Origin of the sequence: Spirosoma arboris (assembly GCF_009754945.1) — a bacterium.
Taxonomy (GTDB): Bacteria; Bacteroidota; Bacteroidia; order Cytophagales; family Spirosomataceae; genus Spirosoma; species Spirosoma arboris.
Genome location: NZ_WPIN01000016.1, coordinates 112,561 through 134,381 on the forward strand (window position 1 = coordinate 112,561; position 21,821 = coordinate 134,381).

Consider the following 21,821-nt stretch of genomic DNA (forward strand, 5'->3'; position numbering starts at 1 on the left):
CCATCCTGTTAATAGGCTGATCTTATCAACTAACTAGCGAACTGCCCGGAAGGATTGAAAAAACTAGTGTATTGGCTATTTTTTAACTGTATTAATTCCCTTGATTGACGCCCAACCGTTTTACCAGCATCGGCAGACTCAGGCCCTGCGCTACCAGTGTAATCAGCACCGTCATGACCGAGATGAAGATAATGGTGTCTCGCTGCGGGAATGCCTGACCGTCGGTTAGCGTAATCGGGAGCGCAATGGCAGTGGCCAGAGAAACAATACCCCGCATGCCCGACCAGCTGATAATCAGGCAGTTTTTCCAGTCCAACTGCGCATCTTCGAATCTACTGAACTGAGTTTTCTGAAAGGCGCGGTCAATGTTAATTTTTTGCAGGAATACCCTGGCCATTCGGATAACCAGCGCGACAAGGCAAATGATAAAACTATAGCCAATCAATGGTATAATTTCCTGACGATCAATGTGTTGAAGTACATACGGGAACTCAAGCCCAATGAGCACGAAGACGAGACCGTTCAGAATGAAGACAATGATTTCCCAGATAGCTTTGGACTGAGCTTTTGTACCATCAGGAAAAAGTTTTTTTGCAAATTGTGAGATAATAAGCCCCAGGGTAACAACGGCTATAACGCCCGAAACGTGAAGTTCTTCTGCCACCGAGTACGCAATAAATGGCATCAATAAGGTGAAACTGATAGCGACTAGCTTATTCTTCGGAATTCGCTTTAAAATCAAGGCAAGTACTTGTCCCAACGCCCAGCCGACGGCAAAACCTCCAGCAATCAGTAGTAAGAATTGTAAACCCGCTTTCCAGAATACAAACGAACTCCCCGCAACGGCAGCCACTGCCAACCGGTATGCAATCAGGCCAGAGGCATCGTTAATCAGACTTTCGCCTTCTAAAATTGTCAGTGTTTTGTGCGATAAACCCAGTCCTTTGGTAATACTCGTGGCAGCTACAGCATCGGTAGCGGAGAGAATAGCACCCAGTACGAACGCCAGTGGCCAGGTCATGCTCGGAATCAGGAAATAAGCCGTAATGGCAATCCCACTGGCGGTTAGAAAGACTAAAGCAAAGGCCAGCGAAGAGATCGTGTTTATGTTCTTCTTAAACTCGAGCCAGGAAATATTAAAGGCCGCATCATACAGCATTGGTGGGAGAAAAAGCAGAAAAACAATGTCGGGATCAAGCTCAATTTTGGGCATCCCCGGAATAAATCCGACCGCGATTCCTGCCGTTACCAAAATGATAGGATACGGTAAACGAATCTTATCGGCAACTGCCGACAAGCCAATCATCACCGCCAATAGAAATAATATGATGCTGTAGTTCTCCATCGAATACTTGTTTCTTTTCGACAGGATTTACAGGATAAAGCAGGATTTTTTAGCACCCTTTAACCTGTTTTATCCTGTAAATCCTGTCGAAATTAGTCTCTCTCTAGTTAGTAAAAACAAACTTACCCTGGATGGTTCGATCCTGGTGACTGATTCCTGGTTTTAAACGAGTAACTCGTCGTGATTAAATCTGGGCTAATCCACCATCCACCAACAGATCGCTACCGGTCATGTAAGACGAATTATCGGAAGCCAGGAACACAACCGCCTTGGCAACTTCATTGGCCTGACCCCAGCGTTGCATAGGTACGGTTGCCGCTACGTAATTGTTAATCATTTCGTCCATTTCTGACGTGTCCTGTTTCGTAAGGGGCGTCTGAATCGTTCCGGGACTCACCGTGTTCACCCGTACTTTTTTAGCCAGAACGTCCTCATCCATAGCCAGTGTACGGCCCAGGCTTCGAACGGCAGCTTTGGTCATTGAATAGAGTGGATCGCCGGGACGACCTTTGTTGTGGGCAACGGAACTGGTGAAAATGACCGAAGCATTTGCCGCGAGTAGGGGGAAGGCTTTCGTGAAGAGGAAGAATACACCTTTCACATTGATATCCATGATCTCATCGAAAAATGGTTCGTCTGTTTCCAGAATCGGGGGACAATCAGACATGCCTGCATTGGCAAACAGTACGTCAATACGACCGTATGTTTCCTTGACTTTCGCTATTAAGGCGTTTATCCCGCTAATGGATGATGCATCGGCACGGATGGGTATCGCAGCGTGACCAATCTCGTTCGCGGCTGCTTCCAGCTTTTGCTCGTCGCGCCCTACGATGACGACATGAGCGCCTTCTTCGGCCATCAATCTGGCGGTGGCGAGGCCGATGCCACTACTTCCGCCCGTGATTAGGGCCACTTTATCCTTAAGCGTATGCATTCCCTGGTTTAGTTAAAAGTAAAAACCGACCGTTTGGTATGTTTGTGGATAAAAAAATTAATCTTTTAGGGTGTTGTACAGACCATCCCAAAGTGATTGGAGCTCTTGCCTCACTTTTGACAGTCCTTCTGTCATTACGTAATTGATCCCGACGCCGTCGCTCAGGTAGATGAAAAGTTTGGCAATCTGCTCATCGGTCATGGCTGATCGAATTTCCCCGTTACTCCTTGCTTTGGTTACGACGGTTGTCCAACTGGCAAATTCTTCCTGTTGATGGTCCAGTTGTTTCTGTTTAAACGCAGGCAGCATTCGGATGGCATCGAAGAGTAGGTAGTAATGATTGATGTTAAATGCCTCCTCATCGTTAGGTTCTCCAGTTGAGGTAAAAAATGCCCCTTCGTTTCTTCGGTCCAAATTCACCAGTATACTCTGGTAAAAGCCTGCCAGTGATTCTGTAGGAAGCTGACTGTAATCTTCGTGCAAGTACTCCCGAAAGAAATGATTAATGACCTCCATGAATACCTGCTCCTTGCTCGTAAAATAATGATAGAAAGCGCCCTTGGAAAGTCCGGTATGCTCGACAATCTCTTTCATGGTTACTTCCTTGAAGCTCTTCTGTAAAAACAGCTTCAGGGAAGTAGTTAAAATATGGTCTCTGGAGTCATTCATTAAAAACCGACCGTTTGGTATGTAAAGATAATAGACTGAAAAGCTCCTGTGCAAGTTTTTCCCTAAAAAGACGTAGAACTGATTCTGCGCTACTCAAAATACGTCATTTCGCTCGCCTGTTTCCTGCCAGTCGGTATCCATCTCCTGAAACCGCTGGGCAACACGGCTCAAAAAAGGCGCATCGAGCATAGTGGGAACCGCTTCGGAGTCACTGATGTCCATTTCGCTGATCTTATACGTCTGCTCATAGGGGCCTGCTTCAATTTTGACAATATATTTGCCATTCCAGGCGTAGAGGCCAATGCGGAATTGCGGGTGGGGTATATCCTGAACGAAACGCACGTTGGGAATTATAAATGATAAATGATGAATGATTTTGGGGTACTCAGATTGGGTTTAACAAAGGTAAGCAACTTAAGTCGGCGTCTATTCGTCTGGCTAGTCCTCATTCATTATTCCTCATTCCTCATTATTGGTTGCGTCAACGACACCGATGAAGCGGCTCAGTTTTTTCTGAAGGGGAATGTGCAGCTTCAGAAGCGAGAGTATAAAGAAGCGATTCGGTATTATTCGGAAGCGATCGCCAAAAAGCCGGACTTTGCCGATGCCTATAACAACCGAGGCCTGGCCAAATTCAGAAACGATGATCGGGAGGGGGCACTCGCCGATTATACACGGGCCATTGATGCCGATCCGGACTTTGGCACCGCTTATTTTAATCGGGCGGAGGTTCGACTGGAAACCGGTGATGCGTCGGGTAGTTTAGCTGACCTCGAACGGATTGGCAAACAATATGAGGATTCTACTTTTTACCAGACCCGCCTGGGTGATACGTTTGTACGGCTTACCAATCTGTCAAAGGCGCAAACGGCTTACGATCGTGCCCTGCAACTCAAGCCCGATAATGTGGAAGCCTTAACCAATCGAGGTGCTCTCTATTATAGTCAGAAAGACTACAAATCTGCCGAAGCGGACATAAAACAGGCCCTGGCACTCAATCCCAATCAGGATGCGGCTCTGAATAACCAGAGCTTATTACTGGCACATGCCGGGAAGTATACGGCGGCTCTGACGTATGTTGAACGGGCATTAGCCAGACAATCCCGCCAGCCTTACTACCTGAATAACAAGGCGTACTTACTCCTGAAACTGAACCGTTCGACAGAAGCCCTGCCGTTGGTAGAGGAATCCCTTCAACGAGACGGCCAGAATGCCTGGGCACACCACACCCTGGGTTTGTATTGGCTTAGTCAGCAGCAACCCGCTAAAGCCCTTCCCGAATTCCGAACCGCCGAAAAACTGGATGCCTCAGTCGATCAGCTTTATTATTACATCGGTACTGCCGAGTTCGCAACGGGTAATAAAACAGCAGCCTGTGAAGCCTGGCAACGTGGTGAGTCGATTGGCGATGATGCGTCCCGGCGTGAACGGGCCAGTCATTGTCGATAAAAGTAGACTCACCGGACGGGTAGCTCCTAAGTAAATGACATGGGAACGCCTTGATTGGTAAGGCGTTTTGTACTAAACGGGATTGTTAGCTAACCTTGCTCTCGGGGTACACTTTCTTATGCTGCGTAACGAGTATCTTATATTGTTCAGGAGTCAATATGGCTTTATACGCCAGCACCTTTTCATCTTCGACGCCAACCGCCAGCACGCGTAACTTTTTCTGATTCATTCCTGAAGCTTTCAACTTTTTTATCCCATCGTTAAAGTTTACAACCGCTTTAGTAATAATTTCTTTGGCTTTAGGCAGTTGTTGATCCGTTAATTTCAGTCGTTGCTTATCGGCCTTTATAACGGATTTAATAATCATGCCGAGCGTTGCTCCGTTATTGAGAAGTGCAAACTTTTCGTTTTCAACCGATTGATTAACCGCTGGTTTTTGAGCTACCAGACTGGTTGAGGAGGCAAACAGAATTGAAATGGCAAGAAGGAGGGGTTTCATACTAGCAAGTAAATAAAAATGAATGAACACAAAGCCACAGAGAACACAGAGTAAAAAGAATAAAACAACGCTGTGTTCTTTGTGACACTATGGTTAAAATACAGTTAGGATGTTCTGTTACTGTTTAGTACCTGACTCAGCCGGTACCCGCTTCAAGTCCAGATCCTGAAAATCGAAACTAAAATCGGTAAGGGGCGAAATGGGCTTCATTTTGATCGATGATGGTTTCTGATTCTCGTCGGTTTGGAAAGTCACGTAGGCATCGGCATCGAAACTACGATTGGTCCATTTCACAATGAAGGTGTTGTTTTTATAAAAGAATAATTCCCCTGTAAGCTTGGGCGCCCGTAGCGATTGAAACCATGGCTTACCATTTTTCATACTAATCAGGACATCCCCAAACCAGGAATCGTGATAGGTGCCCGTATAAGCAGCTAAATTCACTGGGGTGGTATTGGCTTTCTGTTCCTTCTCGATGGCTTCCCAGATCCCCTTCGTAATGGCATCGGCTTCGTCCTGACCCTTTTTCACCCGATCACTGTAGACCTTTATCCAATCCGTAGGCGGCACACCCAGATAACTGTCCTTGATCGTGTTGGTGATTGAGCTAAAAGCCGCGCCGGATTGCTGATTGGTAAAGACGATAATGCCCAACTGAAGTTCGGGGAGTAAGGTTACCTGCGTAACCATGCCCGCTAGTCCACCCGTATGTGTCACCTGTTTGTAGCCTTTCACATCACTCAATCCCCAACCCAGTCCATAGGCCGCGAAGTGGGTGTTATAGGGAGGAGTAGGGGTAGGGTTTACCGGAAGAATGGTTTGAGCTCCCCACATATCGGCCTGCCGCTTCTCGCTGAATACCTGTTTATCGAGCTTCTCACCGTACTTCCCTTTATTCAGTTGCATAATGACCCACTTGCTCATATCGGCCACGCTTGAGTTTATGCCACCTGCCGAATAACCAAAGCGGAACATATCCCGGCTGATAACCTGTACTTTCCCGTTAACGGGAGCATGTGCATCAATAACATTGACTTTATCGGCCAGGCGGCTGTAGCTACCCGCACTTCGGTTCATCCCTAAGGGTTTCATGATGCGTTCTTCGACAAAGGCTTCCCAGCTTTTTCCACTTACCCGCTCAACCACTTCGCCCGCTACCATGTAAAGCAGGTTGTCATAATCATACTTCGTCCGAAAACCCGAAACCGGTTTCAGATAGCGGAGATTATGAATGATATCCTTCATGGTAAAATTACTGGAATCCGGCCAGAACATAAGATCCCCGGCACCCAGACCAAGTCCGCTCCGGTGCGTTAGCAAATCCCGAATGGTAAAGGCATCGGTGACGTAAGGATCATACATCCGAAATTCGGGGATAAAATCAATTACTTTATCGTCCCAGCTCAATTTACCTTCGTCCATCAATATCGCTAAGGCGGCAGAGGTAAAGGCTTTGCTGTTGGAGGCAACCCCAAACAAGGTATTTTCGTCGACCTTGTCCCCCGTTTTCAGGGAACGAACGCCATAGCCTTTACTATGAATAACCTTCCCATCTTTAATAACCGCCACGGCAATCCCTGGCACATCGAAAGTCGTTAGGGTTTTCTGTACCAGGGCGTCGATTTGAGGAGAGGGAATACCCTGTGCCCAAGCGAAGGGGTAATGACTGAGTTGAAAAACGAGAATAAAGCAGACGATTGACAGGCGGAGACGTTGGTTCATGAGCTGATGATTCGTAAGAGAGGATTGGTTAACAAAGAAAGCATATTTACTCAGATACCGATAAACTCGTAAGAAGAAGTAGGAAGTAGTTCGATAAACTATAACTACAGTTTTAGTTGTCTGGATATAGGTTTTTTATCTGCGTTTTATACGCCAGAAACTGTTCCTGATTGATTCGTTTATCGGTTTTTATTTCCAGTAGTTTTGCCTGGCTTCCGGGGCGAAAGAAGTCGGGGAGGAGGGCTCGTAATGTTTCTGGTTTTGCCGCTATCTGATACTGAATCCGGGCATCTGCGGCCGTATTTCGGGCTGTGTAGCCGTGGGGTGTTTCAAAATAGGTTTCCAGTTCGGGTTGCCGGCTGGAGCCATCAATCATTCGAAAGATGTGGCCACCATCATTATTTAGCAGGATAATCCGAAGATTAGGCGGCACAGGGGCCGACCAGAGTGCATTCCGGTCGTAGAAAAACGCGACATCCCCAATGACTAACGTTACGAGCTGATCCGTAGCGAGTGCAGCCCCAACGGCTGTACTCAGGCAACCATCTATACCACTAACCCCCCGATTGGCTGATACACTCACCGCCTGTTGTTCGGTGAGTCCGCAGAGATTCGCGTAGCGAACAGGCATGCTGTTGGCCAGGTGGAGGATGGACCGATCAGGAACTTGCTCGAGCACTAGTTGAACCGCCGACCAGTCGGTAAGATATTGGGATTGATTGGCCAGTGAAAGTGTCTGCTCAACTAGTCGGGCTGCTTTCCGGTCGGCCTGTTGCCAGCGATTCAGAAACTCATGCGAGTCGTCGTCTTCATCGCCCTGTAAGAAAAGCTGGTAGTCGATATCGGCGAACAGCTTTTCTAAAAACGCCAGCGGTTCCGATGGAATGAGGGTCGTCAAACTCTGGAACGAATCGGTGATGCGATCCACCACAGGTTGAATGTGCCAATGGCGAGCGGCTGGATACTGTCGGAAAAACGTTTTCAGGTTTCGTGTCAGCAGCGAATTGCCCAGGGTTATCAGTAAATCCGGGCAGAGGGATGCAGCCTGTTGTTCACTTATTCCCGATAGAAACGTATCGGTATGCGTAATGAATCGATCGTTGACGGGGAGATTACTAACAATTTCGCCGATAATTGGAACCCCTAGTTCATTACTGATTTTGGTAAGCACATCCAGCAGTGCCTGATTTCGCGGTAACTGCCCAACGGCAATCAGTTTCCGTTCGCTGGTATCCCAGTCCCTTAATAACATATGCCAGGTTTCGGGCGAAAGGGTAGGACTGCCTGGTAGCGTATGAATCAGCCGGACTCGTTCTGCCTGAAAGGATTCATTGGCGGCAGGATAAAACGGTTCGCGTAGCGGGACGTTTATATGAACGGGGCCTGCCGGATACAGCCGACTAAGTGAGATGGCTTCGTTCACCGATCGTTCAATGAACCAGCGGGAGTCAGGGTGGGTATAGTCGGCTGGGAGATCATAACTGCGTTTTACCTGATTACCGAATACATGTACCTGATCTATTGTCTGGCCATCCTGTTGGTGCAGCCATTCATGGGGGCGGTCGGCAGTCAGGAGCAGGAGCGGTATCTGTTGAAAATAAGCTTCGGCAACGGCCGGGGCCAGGTTATAGACAGCACTTCCCGAGGTGCAGATAATCGCTACCGGATTCTGACGTTGCTGTGCGATTCCCAGGGCGACAAAACCGGCCGATCGTTCGTCGGCCATTACGCGCACCCGTAAGTGCGGATGCCGTACGACTGCCAGTGTCAGGGGAGCCGATCGTGAACCGGGAGAAACCACCACATCGGTAATTCCTTTTTGATAGAGGAGTTCAGCAATATTGACAATAGGCTGAAGAACGGGCATAGTTTAACGAGTGAAAGCGATAAATCGGACGGAAAGAATACAAACATAGTCCGAAACGACAAGTACTGCCGGGCTTTCTCTCATAGATTTTCTGTTACTTTGCTTAGAGCAACCCGATCAATCGCAGGAACGATAAACGATGCGTTCGTTTTTGACGTTATTGACTAAACGTAAATTACACCTGGCTCATACTACCTGACCACCCTTGACAATCACTGACAATAAGTTATGAATCGCATTGCCTACGAGAACGAAGACGAGATTCGGGTTAAATCCTTAGCCGGAACCATTGTTATTAACGTGCTTCTGATAGCCATCCTCTTGCTGGTTAAGCTATCGCAAACGGTTCCGAACCCACCCCCAATTCAGTTCGTGGAGGTCAACTTCGGGACAGAAGCGCGGGGTAGTGGCCATATTCAGACGCGAAATAAAGCCTCCGATTCCCCCAATCGGGAAGAGGTTAAAGCTGCCGAGAAGCGTCTCAATCCAAAAATAAATACAACCCCACGTATTGAAAAGACCCGGGCAACGCCCGCTCCAAAAGTGGAGGATGCGAAACCGGCTAAAACCGCCACCGAAAAACCGCTTATTGTTAGTAAGGCAGAAAGCCCGGTAACCACACCTGAGCGTCCAGAACCCAAGCGTGTTGAATCGCCCAAAGCAACGGCTCCGGCAGAACGGCCTGCGCCCGTTACGCCACCCAAAAAAGTAGAAACGGTAAATAACGATGCCCTCTTTAAAAAATCGTCGGGTGGAGGTGGTTCCAACGGCACGGTAGGTAAAGCAACGGGTATCGGAGGAAATAATAACGGTGACGATGCGAGTGGTGTGGGGGATAAGGGCAATCCGAATGGGAAGATCAATGCGAAAGAGTTTTACGGAACACCGGGTGGGGCGTCATCGGGTGTAGCGTTTGATGTATCAGGTTGGGCAATGGCTAGCCGGCCAAGTATTAATGATGATTCCGATGAGACGGGTAAAATTGTCTTCCAGATAAAAGTGGATGAGAGTGGCGAAATTATCAATGTTCGTCAACTGCAAAGTACAGTCAGCCCTTCAGTCAGTGAGGTGTACCGTAAGGCTGTTCAAAAACTTCGTCTAAAGCCTAAAGGGGGGGCTACACCGCCCACGGCAACTGGCACTATTACATTTATCATAAAGTCCAAAGATTAATGCAGTACCCGGAAGCACTCGACTATCTATATAGTCGGCTCCCCGTTTTTCACCGGATTGGTGCAAAAGCACTTAAACCCGGTTTAGGTAATACCCTCGCTTTGTGTGAAGCCCTCGGCAATCCACAGCATCAGTTTCGTAGCATCCATGTAGCCGGTACGAACGGCAAAGGGAGCAGCTCACATATGCTGGCGGCTATCTATCAGTCGGCGGGTTACCGGGTGGGATTGTATACCTCTCCCCATCTTCAATCGTTTACCGAACGTTTTCGGCTGAATGGTCAGCCTATATCTGAGGCCGATGTGGCCCAGTTTGTCGAGCAACATCAGGCATTAATCGAATCCATTGAACCATCTTTTTTTGAGGTAACGGTTGCAATGGCGTTCGATTATTTTGCCAGACAGAAAGTCGATCTGGCTATTATTGAAGTGGGCCTGGGTGGCCGTCTCGATTCAACGAATGTGATTACCCCTGAAGCCTCGTTGATCACAAATATCGGGTACGACCATACCGATATTCTGGGCGAAACCCTACCTGAAATAGCCGGAGAAAAAGCTGGTATTATTAAAGCAGGTGTACCGGTTATTATTGGCGAAACCCATTCAGAAACACAGGTTGTCTTTAGCAAAAAAGCTGGCGAGCTAGCTGCCCCAATTCTATTTGCTGATCAGCGCTACATGATTCAGGATGATGGGATAGTCGCTGGAAAGCGGCAAGTTGAGGTGCTTCAAGATGGGGCCGCGCTTTACTCGTTAGTACTGGATTTGCTGGGAACGTACCAGCTTCACAACCTGGCTGGTGTGCTGGCCATAGTTGAGGTCCTTCAGTCTGTTTGGCCAGTCTCGTCTGATGCCGTACAGAAAGGTGTAGCCAACGTTACTGCATTAACAGGATTAAAAGGTCGTTTTCAGACCTTACAGGATCAGCCCCGAGTAATTGCTGATACGGCCCATAATCAGCCTGGTTTAGCTTCTTTATTTGAAACGATTGAAACGATACCCTACCAGACGTTGCGTATTGTGATTGGATTGGTAGCCGATAAAGACCGCTCGAAAGTGCTTACTATGCTGCCTCAAACAGCCATTTATTATTTCTGTCAGGCTCACACGCCCCGTTCATTATCCGCTAGCGATTTACAGGCTGAAGCGGCACAACTAGGTCGGATAGGCGAGGTGTTTACCGATGTGAACGAAGCTTTATCGGCTGCACTTTCACAAGCTTCAACTGCCGATTTGATCCTGATAACGGGGAGTAACTACACAATTGCCGAATTAACAAATTTATAAACGTGACGCGAAGAAAAACCCATCGCTTTCTGCAAAATGCTGAAAGTCAAAATGTTATTGAAGTTGGTAAGCCGCTGTACAAAACTATTCGTGGGCATTGGCGGAGTGATTATTTCGGAAATGATAACCCTATTGTTCTTGAACTAGCTTGTGGAAAGGGTGAATATACAGTGGGGCTGGCACAGGCGTTTCCCGACAAAAACTTTATTGGTGTTGACATTAAAGGCGATCGGATTGCCCGCGGCTCAAAAGTAGCACAGGAACTTGGGTTGACAAATGTCGCCTTCTTACGGACCGATATTAATTTCCTACACGAGTTTTTTGCGAAGCAGGAGGTGAATGAAATCTGGATTACATTTCCTGACCCGCAACCGCGTCCCCGTCAGGAAAAACATCGATTGACGCACCCCCGGTTTTTAGCGATTTATAAGGACCTGTTTGTCCCCGGGGGAACCCTGCATTTGAAGACAGATAATCCAGAATTGTTTGCGTATAGCCTGGAGCAGGTTCAGGAGATGGGCTGTACTGATTTACAATATACAACTGATTTATATAACTCACCGTTAAATGGAATTCACATCGGTATAAAGACAAAATACGAACAATTGTTTTTTGACAAGGGGTTTACAATTAACTATTTACAATGCAAAATGGGTGTGATTTAACATAATCACACCCATTTACAATTATTCTCAATTTACATTCACCCTATACCTATTACTGAGTTTACAGTATTAAATATAAGCCCTCTATTTACATACTTAAAACAACTTGGCAATTAAGTCGGCAACTCGGCTAGAATAGCCATACTCATTATCGTACCAGCCAACAACTTTGGCCAGCGTCCCGTTTACAGCTGTTAATTTCGAATCGAAAATGCAGGAGTGGGGGTTGCCAACGATGTCAATCGAAACGATTTCATCTGTTGTGTACTCTAAATAGCCTTTCAACGTCGTTTCAGAAGCCTGTTTAATGGCGTCGTTGATTTCCTGAACGGTTGCTGCCTTTTTCAGAACAACAGTTAAATCAGTGAGAGAGCCATCTGGAGTTGGTACGCGCAATGCGTTTCCGTCCAGTTTCCCTTTTAACTGAGGAAGAACCAGACCTACAGCTTTAGCAGCACCCGTCGATGTCGGAACAATTGATAAAGCGGCTGCCCGTGCCCGGCGTAGATCGGAGTGAGGAGCATCCTGAAGGTTCTGATCGGCTGTGTAAGCATGGATGGTTGTCATGTAGCCTTTTTCGATGCCGAATACATCGTCCAGTACTTTCGCCATTGGGGCTAGGCAATTGGTTGTGCAGGAAGCATTCGAGATGATCGTTTCGTCGCCGGTTAATGTATCGTCATTAACACCCAGAACAACTGTTGGAATATTTCCTTTAGCAGGAGCAGAGATGATTACTTTCTTGGCACCAGCTGTTAAGTGCTGACCTGCGCCAGCCTCGTCAACGAAACGACCGGTTGATTCCAGAACAACGTCGACCTGTAGTTCTTTCCAGGGAAGATTTTTTGGATCACGTTCAGCATAAGCATTGATCCGGGCTCCGTTTACTGTTAAGCTTTCGCTATCGGAGGAAACGCTGCCGGGAAATTTTCCGTGAACAGAATCATATTTTAGCAAATGGGCGAGTGTCGCATTGTCCGTTAGGTCATTGATTGCGACTATTTCGATGTTTTCTTTTTCCAGAAGCCGTCTGAACGATAATCGTCCGATACGACCGAAGCCATTAATAGCAACGCGTATTTTTTCCATGTACAGTGAAAATTGGTTTGTTTTCGGGGTCAAATATACTAATTAAATATGCGTATCCGTATAAGAGGGTATTAGCTATAAAAATTTAGTATTTAGGAATTCCTATTTTAGTAAAGTAGTATTTTTTAGCATAAATATTAGTAATATATTGGCATTCTACTAATTTGTTTTAGTATTTACTAATATTTATGCTAAAAATAAGGTAATTATATTACTGTTGCTAAAAAACCAAGATGGTTTACTAAATGTTTTTTCTATAACAATAGGAGGGAAGCATAGCTCTATAATTTCCAATGTTTAGTAATCTATTTCTTTGCTGAATAAACTAACCAATACTTAACAAATTCAATCTATCTATAACAACGCATAGCTTAGTTATTTTCCTTTATCTATTTACCCCCTTTATCCATGAATATTCTACCTATTTATTCATTAGCTGTTATTAGTAAATATAATGCCCTAAGATAATGTTATTAATGCGCACGCTTCTATTACGGGGAGGACTAGCATAAACAATTTTACTTACCAAAGAACGTCTTAAAACTAGCAAGGTTTCAGTATCAAGCATACAACACTATAGATAACTAATAGCACATTGTAAGGATGATATCATTGCTCAACAGCGCAGCATCTACATCATTTTGCGAGCGTGCTGTTAGGTACACTCATTATATACCTAACAGCATACTGCTTAATCTATATGCTTAACACTACCCACTCCAGCGACGCGGCTTGAATCTCTACGGAATGGGTTGCTTTATTACAGATCCGATATAGGCTATATCTCTAATCCCAAAATCACACGATGTTTTTTAACTTCGACTACCAGATTTATTCAGCGAATTCAAGGAGTATATAACGTAACAACCTTACAATCTCCAATGTGACTAACTCAAAGCTAACTTACTCTTTCAGATCAAAAAACATGCTTTTACACGGGCTACAGACTTAGAACATAAATAATTTCGGCGCTTATATTACAAGTATACATGTCTTATTATTACCTTTGAAAAACTAGAAAACAATACAACTATAATATTGATGTACAACAATATAAAATTTGGCACTAATATATAAATATCTACTATTCAGCAAGTTATAGGACTATATATAAATCTTTACTTTACTTTCATGACTAACAAAATTGAGGAAATTTGGGCCAACCGTGAGTTATTGGCCAACGATGAGTCTACTCAGATTATAAAAGAGGTAATTAATAAATTAGATAAGGGGGAACTCCGGGTAGCTACTCCACCTGCTACTGAAGATGGCGAATGGACAGTAAATGAATGGGTCAAAAAAGCAATTCTTCTCTATTTCGTCAGCCAACAAATGAAGGCAGAAGAAGTAGGCATCTTTACATTCAACGACAAGATTCCGCTAAAATCTAATTTTGCTGAAGCTAAAGTCAGAGCCGTTCCACCAGCCGTAGCACGATATGGTTCCTATCAAGCACCTGGCGTTATACTGATGCCTTCTTATGTTAACATTGGTGCGTACGTAGATGAGCGTACAATGGTGGATACCTGGGCAACAGTAGGAAGCTGCGCCCAGATTGGTAAAGATGTTCACCTAAGTGGGGGAGTAGGTATTGGCGGAGTTCTCGAACCACCACAAGCTGCCCCCGTTATTATTGAAGATGGGGCCTTTATTGGATCACGGTGTATTGTAGTAGAAGGAGCGCACATTGGTAAACGTGCTGTGTTAGGAGCGGGCGTTACTATTACGGGTTCGTCGAAGATCATCGACGTAACGGGTGCTAAACCCGTCGAGTATAAAGGGTATGTGCCTGCTAACTCGGTTGTGATTCCAGGAAGTTATGCTAAACAATTTCCAGCAGGCGAATTCCACGTACCTTGTGCTATTATTATTGGCCAGCGTAAACCGTCTACAGATTTAAAAACATCGTTGAATGATGCGCTACGCGAAAACAACGTATCAGTTTAACTATTCACTATTGTATATTGGTGTAGTGTAAATAGAGTGATGTTAATATTGTTAATTTACAGTTTCCAGTAATTATATTATTAAATTTACAAATCCGTATAAATTAATTTTGTACGGATTTTTTTTGTAAATTACATTATCAATATAAAACAGTAACCTGCTTTACATATATATTTGTAATATTATTATAGGTCAGTTTATTTCCGTAATTAAATTCCTATATACTAGCCATGACGATAAATGACAAAATTAAACAGATTCTTATCGATAAGAATCTGACACCTTCTTACTTTGCCGATGAAATTGGTGTACAACGATCTAGCATTTCACATATTTTATCAGGACGAAATCGCCCTAGTTTTGACATTATTCAGAAAATTATCCGGCGTTTTCCTGAACTAGGCTACGAATGGATTATGGAAGAAGACAGTCAATCTGCTGGGCAATCTGTACCTTCGTCAGGTTATAACCGAGGAGTGGGGCGCCCAGCTCTTGACCGTACAGATCGTTTTAATCCCGTTCAATCATCAAACCCGACCTATCCATCTCAGCAATCGGGCATTCGTAGTCAACGGAACGAAATTCCTCCAGCCAGCACACTCAGCCAAATCCCAATCGCCGAACCAAATTTCACTGAGCCAGCCTCCAATCTATCTCCATCAACCGAAAAGAAAGTCGAGCGTATTCTTATATTTTATACCGATGGGTCATTTAGAGAATATACACCAACGGCTTAACGATCGGTTGTTCAACATGCCTCTGTTTTTCTGATCTTCTTTCAATTGGAAGAAGATTTTTTTTTACTATCTTTATTGAGTGATTACTCAATCGACACCCTTCGACAAACAAGAAGCCATCTTATCAGCTGCATTAAGATTATTTGTAGAATATGGCTTTCATGGAACGCCCACTAGCAAAATTGCCAGTGAAGCGGGAGTTGCTCATGGCACCTTATTTCATTATTTTAAAACGAAAGACGAATTGGTCATTACCCTCTATAATTCCATAAACGCTAACTTTCGTGCTTATTTGTCTGAAAATGCAACACCCGCCACGAGTATTAAGGATCGCTTCAAAAACCTTTTTTATTATTCAGTACAATGGTCATTACAGTATAAAAATGAATTTTACTTCACTCAACAATTCCATTTCTCACCGCATTTTAAACAATTAGGTACAGAAGCAGAAGAGATGGGCCAGCAATCTTACTTACATAGGGCACTATATACTGAGGCTCTGCAAACCAATATTTTCAAACCCTTACCCATTGAACTAATAACCTCACTTTGTATGAGCCAACTGGTTGGTACTTATGAGTATCTAATCAACACTAACTTTCCGGATGACAAACAAGATGAAGTAATTGACAAAATCATTGAGTTAACCTGGGCAATGTTTACCCAACCTGAAGCAATCTAATTGCTTGGATACATACTTAATGCTTGCTTTGCCTACTGCTTTTGGTAATAGATTCGGATCGTATCATACTCCGGATTGAGATAAACTAAAGGCCCACTCGTTTGCATTGTAGTTGCATCTTGGCCAACCTCGAAAAAATACTTTATATAGACCGGTGGAATTTAGTACTGTCCAGGTAGCTTGTCAGCATAGTCTTTGATTCGATCTCTATATCATTGACACCGTTAGCCCAGTCGAAAAATAGGCGATTCTTTACTTTATGATCTTGATAGAAGGTAAGTGTGTCTGCCTCAGATTTACTTATTCTCAAAGTTTGTGTGTAGCCTGTTCCTTGTGGTGTCAGCGTTTGAGTGGGAGTAACCGTTTTTACCCACTGCCAGATACCGATTCGATTTTGTCTAAACAGGAAATAGGTCATAGCTGCCATTCCATTATCAACTTTTGGATTAGGACAACTCGTTAACAGAACCATGCCAAGTCTGCCTTACCATGTCTTTTTAGCTTTTCACTGACAAAGACCTCTTTTGCAAAAAACTAGTTGGATTGACTGTATAATCTTCTTACTGAACTTGATTAAGATCTTCGGATGCAGATCAACTCTCGCAGGCTAAATCTTCCAGGTTTTTTGACTACGATTAGCCTATGAATAGTTTTTATACACCCTAAAATGGCCTTTTTGAGCTTAAAAAGGCCATTTTAGGACTGAAACTAACCTAACTCCCTGTAAAGCAATACTTTAGTGTTCCACGTGGATAACATGTTGATAAGCCTGTGGATTAGACCTATTCTTTTGTTGTATAATTTATATTATGTTAAGTAAAGTTTTTATTAAATAGGGTCGGCATGGTAAACGCCGACCCTATCCTTATTATTTACTCTCGATACAAACGATCTTCTTCTCTTCGTACTGCTTCAGAATATTTTCCGTATTCGTCAAATTTTCTGTCACCTCAGCTTCGTCTTTAATCGATTTTGCTTTCTGGAAGTATGGTAGCGACTGCTTGAATTTACCACAAACTTTACCATCCAGTTCTTTACCATTCTTATTGTACTCAGTCATGTCCATCTTATCCACCGCACGCTTCATCTCTACTGCACGGTTGAATATCCAGACCGCCATGTTAAAGTTGGCATCGAAGTTATTCGGATCAACAGCCAAAGCTTTGTCCAGATACTGTTTCTCTAAATTATAATTCTCCGTCTGCATCTGCTTGATGTCTGCTAACTTCTTCTCATTCGCAGCTGCTACAGATGCATTCGCTGCCGCTTCTTTAGCAGCTGCTTCTAACGTAGCCATTTCTCCTTTTTGCTCCGTTAGTCTTTTCTGCACATCTGCTAGCTGGCGTTTCAACTCCGCATTCTTAGGCGTCTTTTTGATAGAAGCACTTAAGCGGGCTATTTCGCTATTGTAGGCATCGATTATACTCTTTGAATCGGCAAGTTGCTTAGCGGTATTGCCCCCTTTTTTCGTATCACCTTCCAGTTTACGAACCTCTTCATCGCCTTTATGAGCAATGTTGTTATAAACGATAGACAGGTTCACCAGATTCTGAACATTGTTCGGATCTTTTTCAACCATTTGCTTCATTCCCGAAATGGCTTCATCCATCCGGTTAGATGATAACATAATGTTGATCTTCTCATTCGCCAGATCTTTGTTGGCTGGAGCCAGCGCAATACCTTTGTCCAATGTTGCCAACGCTTTATCAACTTCATTATCACCCCGATAGAGCATCGCCAATGAACCATAAATGGCCACATCTTTCCCACCACCAGCAATATATTTCTCTAGCTGCACTTTAGCTGTTGCATTATCTTTTACCTGCTGGGCAGCAATGGCTGAATAAAGTGGTGCTAACGTATCTTTAGGGTTAATGTCCCCGGCCATAGACAACGACTTTATGGCATCGGCATAACTTTTAGCCTGGAACTTAGCTACGCCCTGCTGCATAAATGCACTATACAAACCTGGGCTCTTTAAGGCTTCTTCAGCTTCTTTTGCTAATTTACCAGGACCGCCTTTCTTATCCTTATCCAGTTCGATCACTTTCTTATAGGCTTCATAAGCGGTGGTTGCTGCGGCAGAGTCAATTTTCACATTGCCACTACTTGCAATTCCCTGATACGTTTTGGCCCGATCCATCCAGGTACTAGCCTTGGCAGATGCTTTCGCATCTGTAATATCCTTATCGCTTTTTTCCTTTTCCTTCTTAATAGCATCCGTAGCGGCAGCATCTGCGGCAGATGCACCTTGCTGTGCGCGTGCACCTACTGCCAGGCAACACGCGACGAGAATTACAAAAACTTGTTTCATGTGTAAATCGGGGTTGTGTTATTATTTCAGAAACGAAATTACGGAATCTGTCTGTATAAGCATGACCTGTTCTAAATTGTTTGAGCCGTCGGACTGATTATCAATCAATCCAGACGGCTCAAAATTAAAACAGGTCGATCTTTTTATTCGGCAACACCTTCTGGTTCAAGGGGGCTTGCCTCCTCCCCTTCTTCTTGTTTAATTTTAGTAACCGATGAGATCTCATCGCCATCGCGCAGGCTGATAAGCCGTACACCCTGTGTATTCCGACCAATCACACTGATTTCGCTAACCGGAGTTCGAATGGCAATCCCCGATTTATTGATAATCATCAAGTCATCGGTATCCGTAACATCCAGTACTCCTACCAGACGGCCTACTTTTTCGGTAACCTTTAAGGTGCCTACACCTTTGGCGCCCCGGTTCGTAATGCGGTATTCATCAATATCAGATCGCTTCCCGTATCCATTCCGGGAAATAACCAGTAACTGGGTTTCCGGCGACGATAGACAAACCATTCCTACAACGTGATCTGTTGAATCTTCCTCGTCAAGAGAGATTCCCCGAACCCCGGCAGCCGTGCGTCCCATTGGACGAACACGACTTTCATGGAAACGAACCGCTTTCCCTACACTGGATGCAATGACAATCTCATTATCCCCATTGGTCATACACACCCCAATCAATTGATCATCTTCATCAATCGTGATGGCAATAATCCCATTCTGACGGGGACGAGAGTACGCTTCCAGCATTGTTTTCTTAATCGTGCCCTGACGAGTACACATCACAATGTAATTATTGTTGATGTAATCCTCGTTTTTCAGATCAGTCACATTAATAACCGCCCGGACTTTATCATCAGACTCGATATTAATAAAGTTAGCCAATGGCCGACCTTTCGAGGTTCGTGAGCCTTCGGGCAGTTCATAGACCGGCAACCAGTACAAGCGCCCTTTCTGAGTAAACGCCAATAAGGTATTGTGCATAGTAGCCGTAAACAGATGCTCCGTAAAGTCCTCTTCTTTGGTAGCCGCTGCCTTTGCTCCTACGCCACCCCGGCCCTGCGAACGATATTCAGTAGTAGGTGTCCGTTTGATATAGCCTTCGTGCGAAATGGTAATAACCATATCCTCATCGGCAATTAACGACAGATCACTGATGTTCCCATCGCCAAGCGGATTGATCTCGGTCCGGCGTTCGTCACCATAACGAGCACGGATGTCGATCAGCTCCTCTTTAATTACCGCTCGTTTGCGTTCTTCACTGGCGAGAATTGCTCTCAGGTCGTTGATTTCGACCATCAACTCGTCATATTCCGCTTGCAGCTTATCCCGCTCCAGACCCGTCAGGCGTTGCAGACGCATTTCCAGAATCGCTTTCGCCTGAAGGTCGCTTAGCGAAAACTGCTCCATCAGACCCAACCGGGCTATTTCTGTATCCCGTGAAGAGCGAATCAGGCTAATCACCGCGTCGATATTATCGAGCGCAATCAGCAAACCCTCTAAGATATGAGCCCGCTTTTCAGCTTCACGGAGTTCGTACTGGGTACGACGTGTTACTACTTCGAACCGATGCTCGACGTAATATTTCATCATATCCTTCAGATTCAGCAACATCGGACGCCCTTTTACGAGCGCGACGTTATTGATACTGAACGACGATTGCAGCGCGGTATGCTTATACAGGTTATTTAGGACAACGTTCGGAATCGCATCTTTCCGTAGGTCATAGACAACTCGAAGACCATCACGGTCCGATTCATCCCGGAAGGCAGCGATGCCTTCGATTTTTTTCTCATTGATCAATTCAGCCGTTTTCTCCAGCATCACCGCTTTATTGACCATGTACGGTACGTCCGTTACAATAATCTGGGTTTTGCCTTTGTTTTCTTCGATGGTCGCGTGAGCCCGCATAACAACGCGTCCACGACCTGTCTTGAAAGCTGATTTAACCCCCTCCATGCCGTAGATGGTAGCTCCCGTTGGAAAATCGGGCGCTTTCACATACTGCATCAATTCCTCTACCGTAATATCATTGTTGTCCAGATAGGCCACAATGCCATCTACAACTTCGGTCAGGTTATGCGGAGCCATATTCGTTGCCATTCCGACGGCAATCCCCGACGACCCGTTGAGTAACAGGTTGGGTAATTTACCCGGCATAACGGTTGGCTCCTCGAGCGAGTCATCAAAGTTTGGCTGGAAATCAACCGTTTCTTTATAGATGTCGTTCAGTACTTCCTCTGCAATTCGCTTCAGCCGGGCTTCCGTATACCGCATCGCAGCTGGCGAATCACCGTCAATAGAACCAAAGTTTCCCTGTCCATCGACCAGCGGATAACGCAGCGACCAATCCTGGGCCATACGCACCATGGTATCATACACCGACGAGTCACCATGGGGGTGATATTTACCAAGCACTTCCCCAACGATACGAGCCGATTTTTTATGGGGTTTATTGTAACTAACGCCCAGTTCAGCCATCCCGAACAACACCCGACGGTGTACCGGCTTCAAACCGTCGCGAACGTCGGGAAGAGCACGCGAAATGATAACCGACATTGAATAGTCAATGTAGGCACCACGCATTTCGTCCTCAATGTTAATGGGAATGATGTTACTGGGAGCTTCGAGGTCGGGATTTTCGTCCGCCATTTCTTAAAGGAGTTTCGAAGAAAATTACTATTCCGGCTTACATAAACTCTGCAAACCACGTTATAGACAAATATACAAAATTTTCGGGAGAAAACAGAAATAAACCCGTAAAAACGCGCCTAAATGCACCAAAGAAGGGTTAAAATAAGCGTTCCCAAAGTCAATTTAGCCCGCAATCTGAAAGCAACATCAGCTAAGTGAAATACAATTGTATTTCAACTAAAACCTAGTCAATTTTTAGCGATTGTTTCTCTATTTGATAACGCGCTGAAATCACTCTGTTTAACCTAATTCGTCTTATCCTTTAATCCTCGGATCAAATGCAAAGGCTTCGGTTTGTAGCAGGGTTATCCGAGTAAAATCAGGGTGAGCGGGATTGAGCAGAAAATTCCACTCGCTGGGAATAATGGCCGAAGGTACTTTCAGGATAGCCGATCTGCCATTCCGGAGCCACTCCTCTCCTATTCGCTGACAGGCATCATATTGCTGAAAATCAAACCAATTGATCGGCAGAGTTTCGGGTAAAATGGTTTCAATAGTCAGTATATCGGGGACGTCGATAATCATAACCCGGAAGTTATCTAAAAGCCCTTCTCCACTCCGGTGAACGACATTTTCGAGGCAAGCTAATGCACGGGTTGCTGCCGTATAAATAACAAACTGTCCGCGACTATTCCAGCGGGCAGCCCCGCCCGAAGCCACTAATCGGTCAGCATAAGTAACTTTTGTAATTCGGTAAACGAGCATCAGGTAAGCAGCGCCAAATCGACCAGTAGGATAACGTTA

The 21,821-nt window shown here is 45.0% G+C and carries 18 protein-coding genes; 7 read left to right on the top strand and 11 right to left on the bottom strand.

What is annotated here, in order from left to right:
- Positions 1–91 precede the first annotated feature (91 nt).
- From GO755_RS31150 to GO755_RS31165, 4 genes are all read right to left on the bottom strand, one after another.
- Positions 92–1,345, bottom strand: a complete 1,254-nt coding sequence (locus GO755_RS31150) for a Na+/H+ antiporter (RefSeq protein WP_157589346.1) — start codon at positions 1,343–1,345, stop codon at positions 92–94.
- Positions 1,346–1,529: 184 nt separating this feature from the next.
- Complete coding sequence (locus tag GO755_RS31155; RefSeq protein WP_157589347.1) at positions 1,530–2,279, bottom strand: SDR family NAD(P)-dependent oxidoreductase; 750 nt, start codon at positions 2,277–2,279, stop codon at positions 1,530–1,532.
- Positions 2,280–2,336: 57 nt separating this feature from the next.
- Entirely contained in the window at positions 2,337–2,948 is a 612-nt protein-coding gene (locus GO755_RS31160) for a TetR/AcrR family transcriptional regulator (protein WP_157589348.1), read from the bottom strand.
- A 93-nt stretch (positions 2,949–3,041) separates the two neighbouring features.
- On the bottom strand, positions 3,042–3,290 hold the full coding sequence (locus GO755_RS31165) for a hypothetical protein (protein WP_317165993.1): 249 nt from the start codon (positions 3,288–3,290) through the stop codon (positions 3,042–3,044).
- A 21-nt stretch (positions 3,291–3,311) separates the two neighbouring features.
- Between GO755_RS31165 and GO755_RS31170 the strand changes: the two genes are divergently transcribed.
- Positions 3,312–4,397 (top strand): tetratricopeptide repeat protein, encoded by a 1,086-nt coding sequence (locus GO755_RS31170; protein ID WP_394351056.1) that lies wholly within the window; start codon positions 3,312–3,314, stop codon positions 4,395–4,397.
- A gap of 85 nt (positions 4,398–4,482) precedes the next feature.
- Here GO755_RS31170 and GO755_RS31175 read toward each other — a convergent pair whose 3' ends face one another.
- The 3 genes from GO755_RS31175 to menD all read right to left on the bottom strand — a co-directional run bounded on the left by GO755_RS31175 (position 4,483) and on the right by menD (position 8,485).
- Positions 4,483–4,896: a hypothetical protein gene (locus GO755_RS31175; RefSeq protein ID WP_157589349.1), complete on the bottom strand. Its 414-nt coding sequence runs from the start codon at positions 4,894–4,896 to the stop codon at positions 4,483–4,485.
- A 117-nt stretch (positions 4,897–5,013) separates the two neighbouring features.
- On the bottom strand, positions 5,014–6,618 hold the full coding sequence (locus tag GO755_RS31180) for a serine hydrolase (protein ID WP_157589350.1): 1,605 nt from the start codon (positions 6,616–6,618) through the stop codon (positions 5,014–5,016).
- A gap of 112 nt (positions 6,619–6,730) precedes the next feature.
- Positions 6,731–8,485 (bottom strand): 2-succinyl-5-enolpyruvyl-6-hydroxy-3-cyclohexene-1-carboxylic-acid synthase, encoded by a 1,755-nt coding sequence (gene menD, locus GO755_RS31185; protein WP_157589351.1) that lies wholly within the window; start codon positions 8,483–8,485, stop codon positions 6,731–6,733.
- A 228-nt stretch (positions 8,486–8,713) separates the two neighbouring features.
- Between menD and GO755_RS31190 the strand changes: the two genes are divergently transcribed.
- The 3 genes from GO755_RS31190 to trmB are packed head-to-tail and all read left to right on the top strand — an operon-like array spanning position 8,714 to position 11,609.
- Positions 8,714–9,658: an energy transducer TonB gene (locus GO755_RS31190; RefSeq protein ID WP_157589352.1), complete on the top strand. Its 945-nt coding sequence runs from the start codon at positions 8,714–8,716 to the stop codon at positions 9,656–9,658.
- Positions 9,658–10,944, top strand: a complete 1,287-nt coding sequence (locus GO755_RS31195) for a bifunctional folylpolyglutamate synthase/dihydrofolate synthase (protein WP_157589353.1) — start codon at positions 9,658–9,660, stop codon at positions 10,942–10,944. Before GO755_RS31190 ends, GO755_RS31195 begins: the two co-directional genes overlap by 1 nt.
- Positions 10,945–10,946: 2 nt before the next feature.
- A complete protein-coding gene (gene trmB / locus GO755_RS31200) occupies positions 10,947–11,609 on the top strand; it encodes a tRNA (guanosine(46)-N7)-methyltransferase TrmB (protein ID WP_317165994.1) in 663 nt (220 codons plus the stop codon).
- 96 nt (positions 11,610–11,705) lie between these two features.
- Here trmB and gap read toward each other — a convergent pair whose 3' ends face one another.
- Positions 11,706–12,698: a type I glyceraldehyde-3-phosphate dehydrogenase gene (gene gap, locus GO755_RS31205; RefSeq protein ID WP_157589354.1), complete on the bottom strand. Its 993-nt coding sequence runs from the start codon at positions 12,696–12,698 to the stop codon at positions 11,706–11,708.
- A 1,131-nt stretch (positions 12,699–13,829) separates the two neighbouring features.
- On the opposite strand from gap, the gene GO755_RS31210 reads away from it, so the two are divergent.
- The 3 genes from GO755_RS31210 to GO755_RS31220 all read left to right on the top strand — a co-directional run bounded on the left by GO755_RS31210 (position 13,830) and on the right by GO755_RS31220 (position 16,064).
- Complete coding sequence (locus GO755_RS31210; RefSeq protein ID WP_157589355.1) at positions 13,830–14,645, top strand: 2,3,4,5-tetrahydropyridine-2,6-dicarboxylate N-succinyltransferase; 816 nt, start codon at positions 13,830–13,832, stop codon at positions 14,643–14,645.
- Between the two features lie 230 nt (positions 14,646–14,875).
- Complete coding sequence (locus GO755_RS31215; protein ID WP_157589356.1) at positions 14,876–15,382, top strand: helix-turn-helix transcriptional regulator; 507 nt, start codon at positions 14,876–14,878, stop codon at positions 15,380–15,382.
- 79 nt (positions 15,383–15,461) lie between these two features.
- Positions 15,462–16,064 (top strand): TetR/AcrR family transcriptional regulator, encoded by a 603-nt coding sequence (locus GO755_RS31220; RefSeq protein WP_157589357.1) that lies wholly within the window; start codon positions 15,462–15,464, stop codon positions 16,062–16,064.
- An 868-nt stretch (positions 16,065–16,932) separates the two neighbouring features.
- Here the strand turns inward: GO755_RS31220 and GO755_RS31225 are convergent.
- The 3 genes from GO755_RS31225 to GO755_RS31235 all read right to left on the bottom strand — a co-directional run bounded on the left by GO755_RS31225 (position 16,933) and on the right by GO755_RS31235 (position 21,782).
- On the bottom strand, positions 16,933–18,378 hold the full coding sequence (locus tag GO755_RS31225) for a tetratricopeptide repeat protein (protein ID WP_157589358.1): 1,446 nt from the start codon (positions 18,376–18,378) through the stop codon (positions 16,933–16,935).
- A gap of 143 nt (positions 18,379–18,521) precedes the next feature.
- Positions 18,522–21,035, bottom strand: coding sequence for a DNA gyrase subunit A (gyrA, locus tag GO755_RS31230; protein WP_157589359.1), 2,514 nt, complete (start codon positions 21,033–21,035; stop codon positions 18,522–18,524).
- 297 nt (positions 21,036–21,332) lie between these two features.
- The gene (locus tag GO755_RS31235) at positions 21,333–21,782 is read right to left on the bottom strand and encodes an RES family NAD+ phosphorylase (RefSeq protein WP_157589360.1); all 450 of its coding nucleotides are present in this window, start codon (positions 21,780–21,782) and stop codon (positions 21,333–21,335) included.
- Positions 21,783–21,821: the final 39 nt, after the last annotated feature.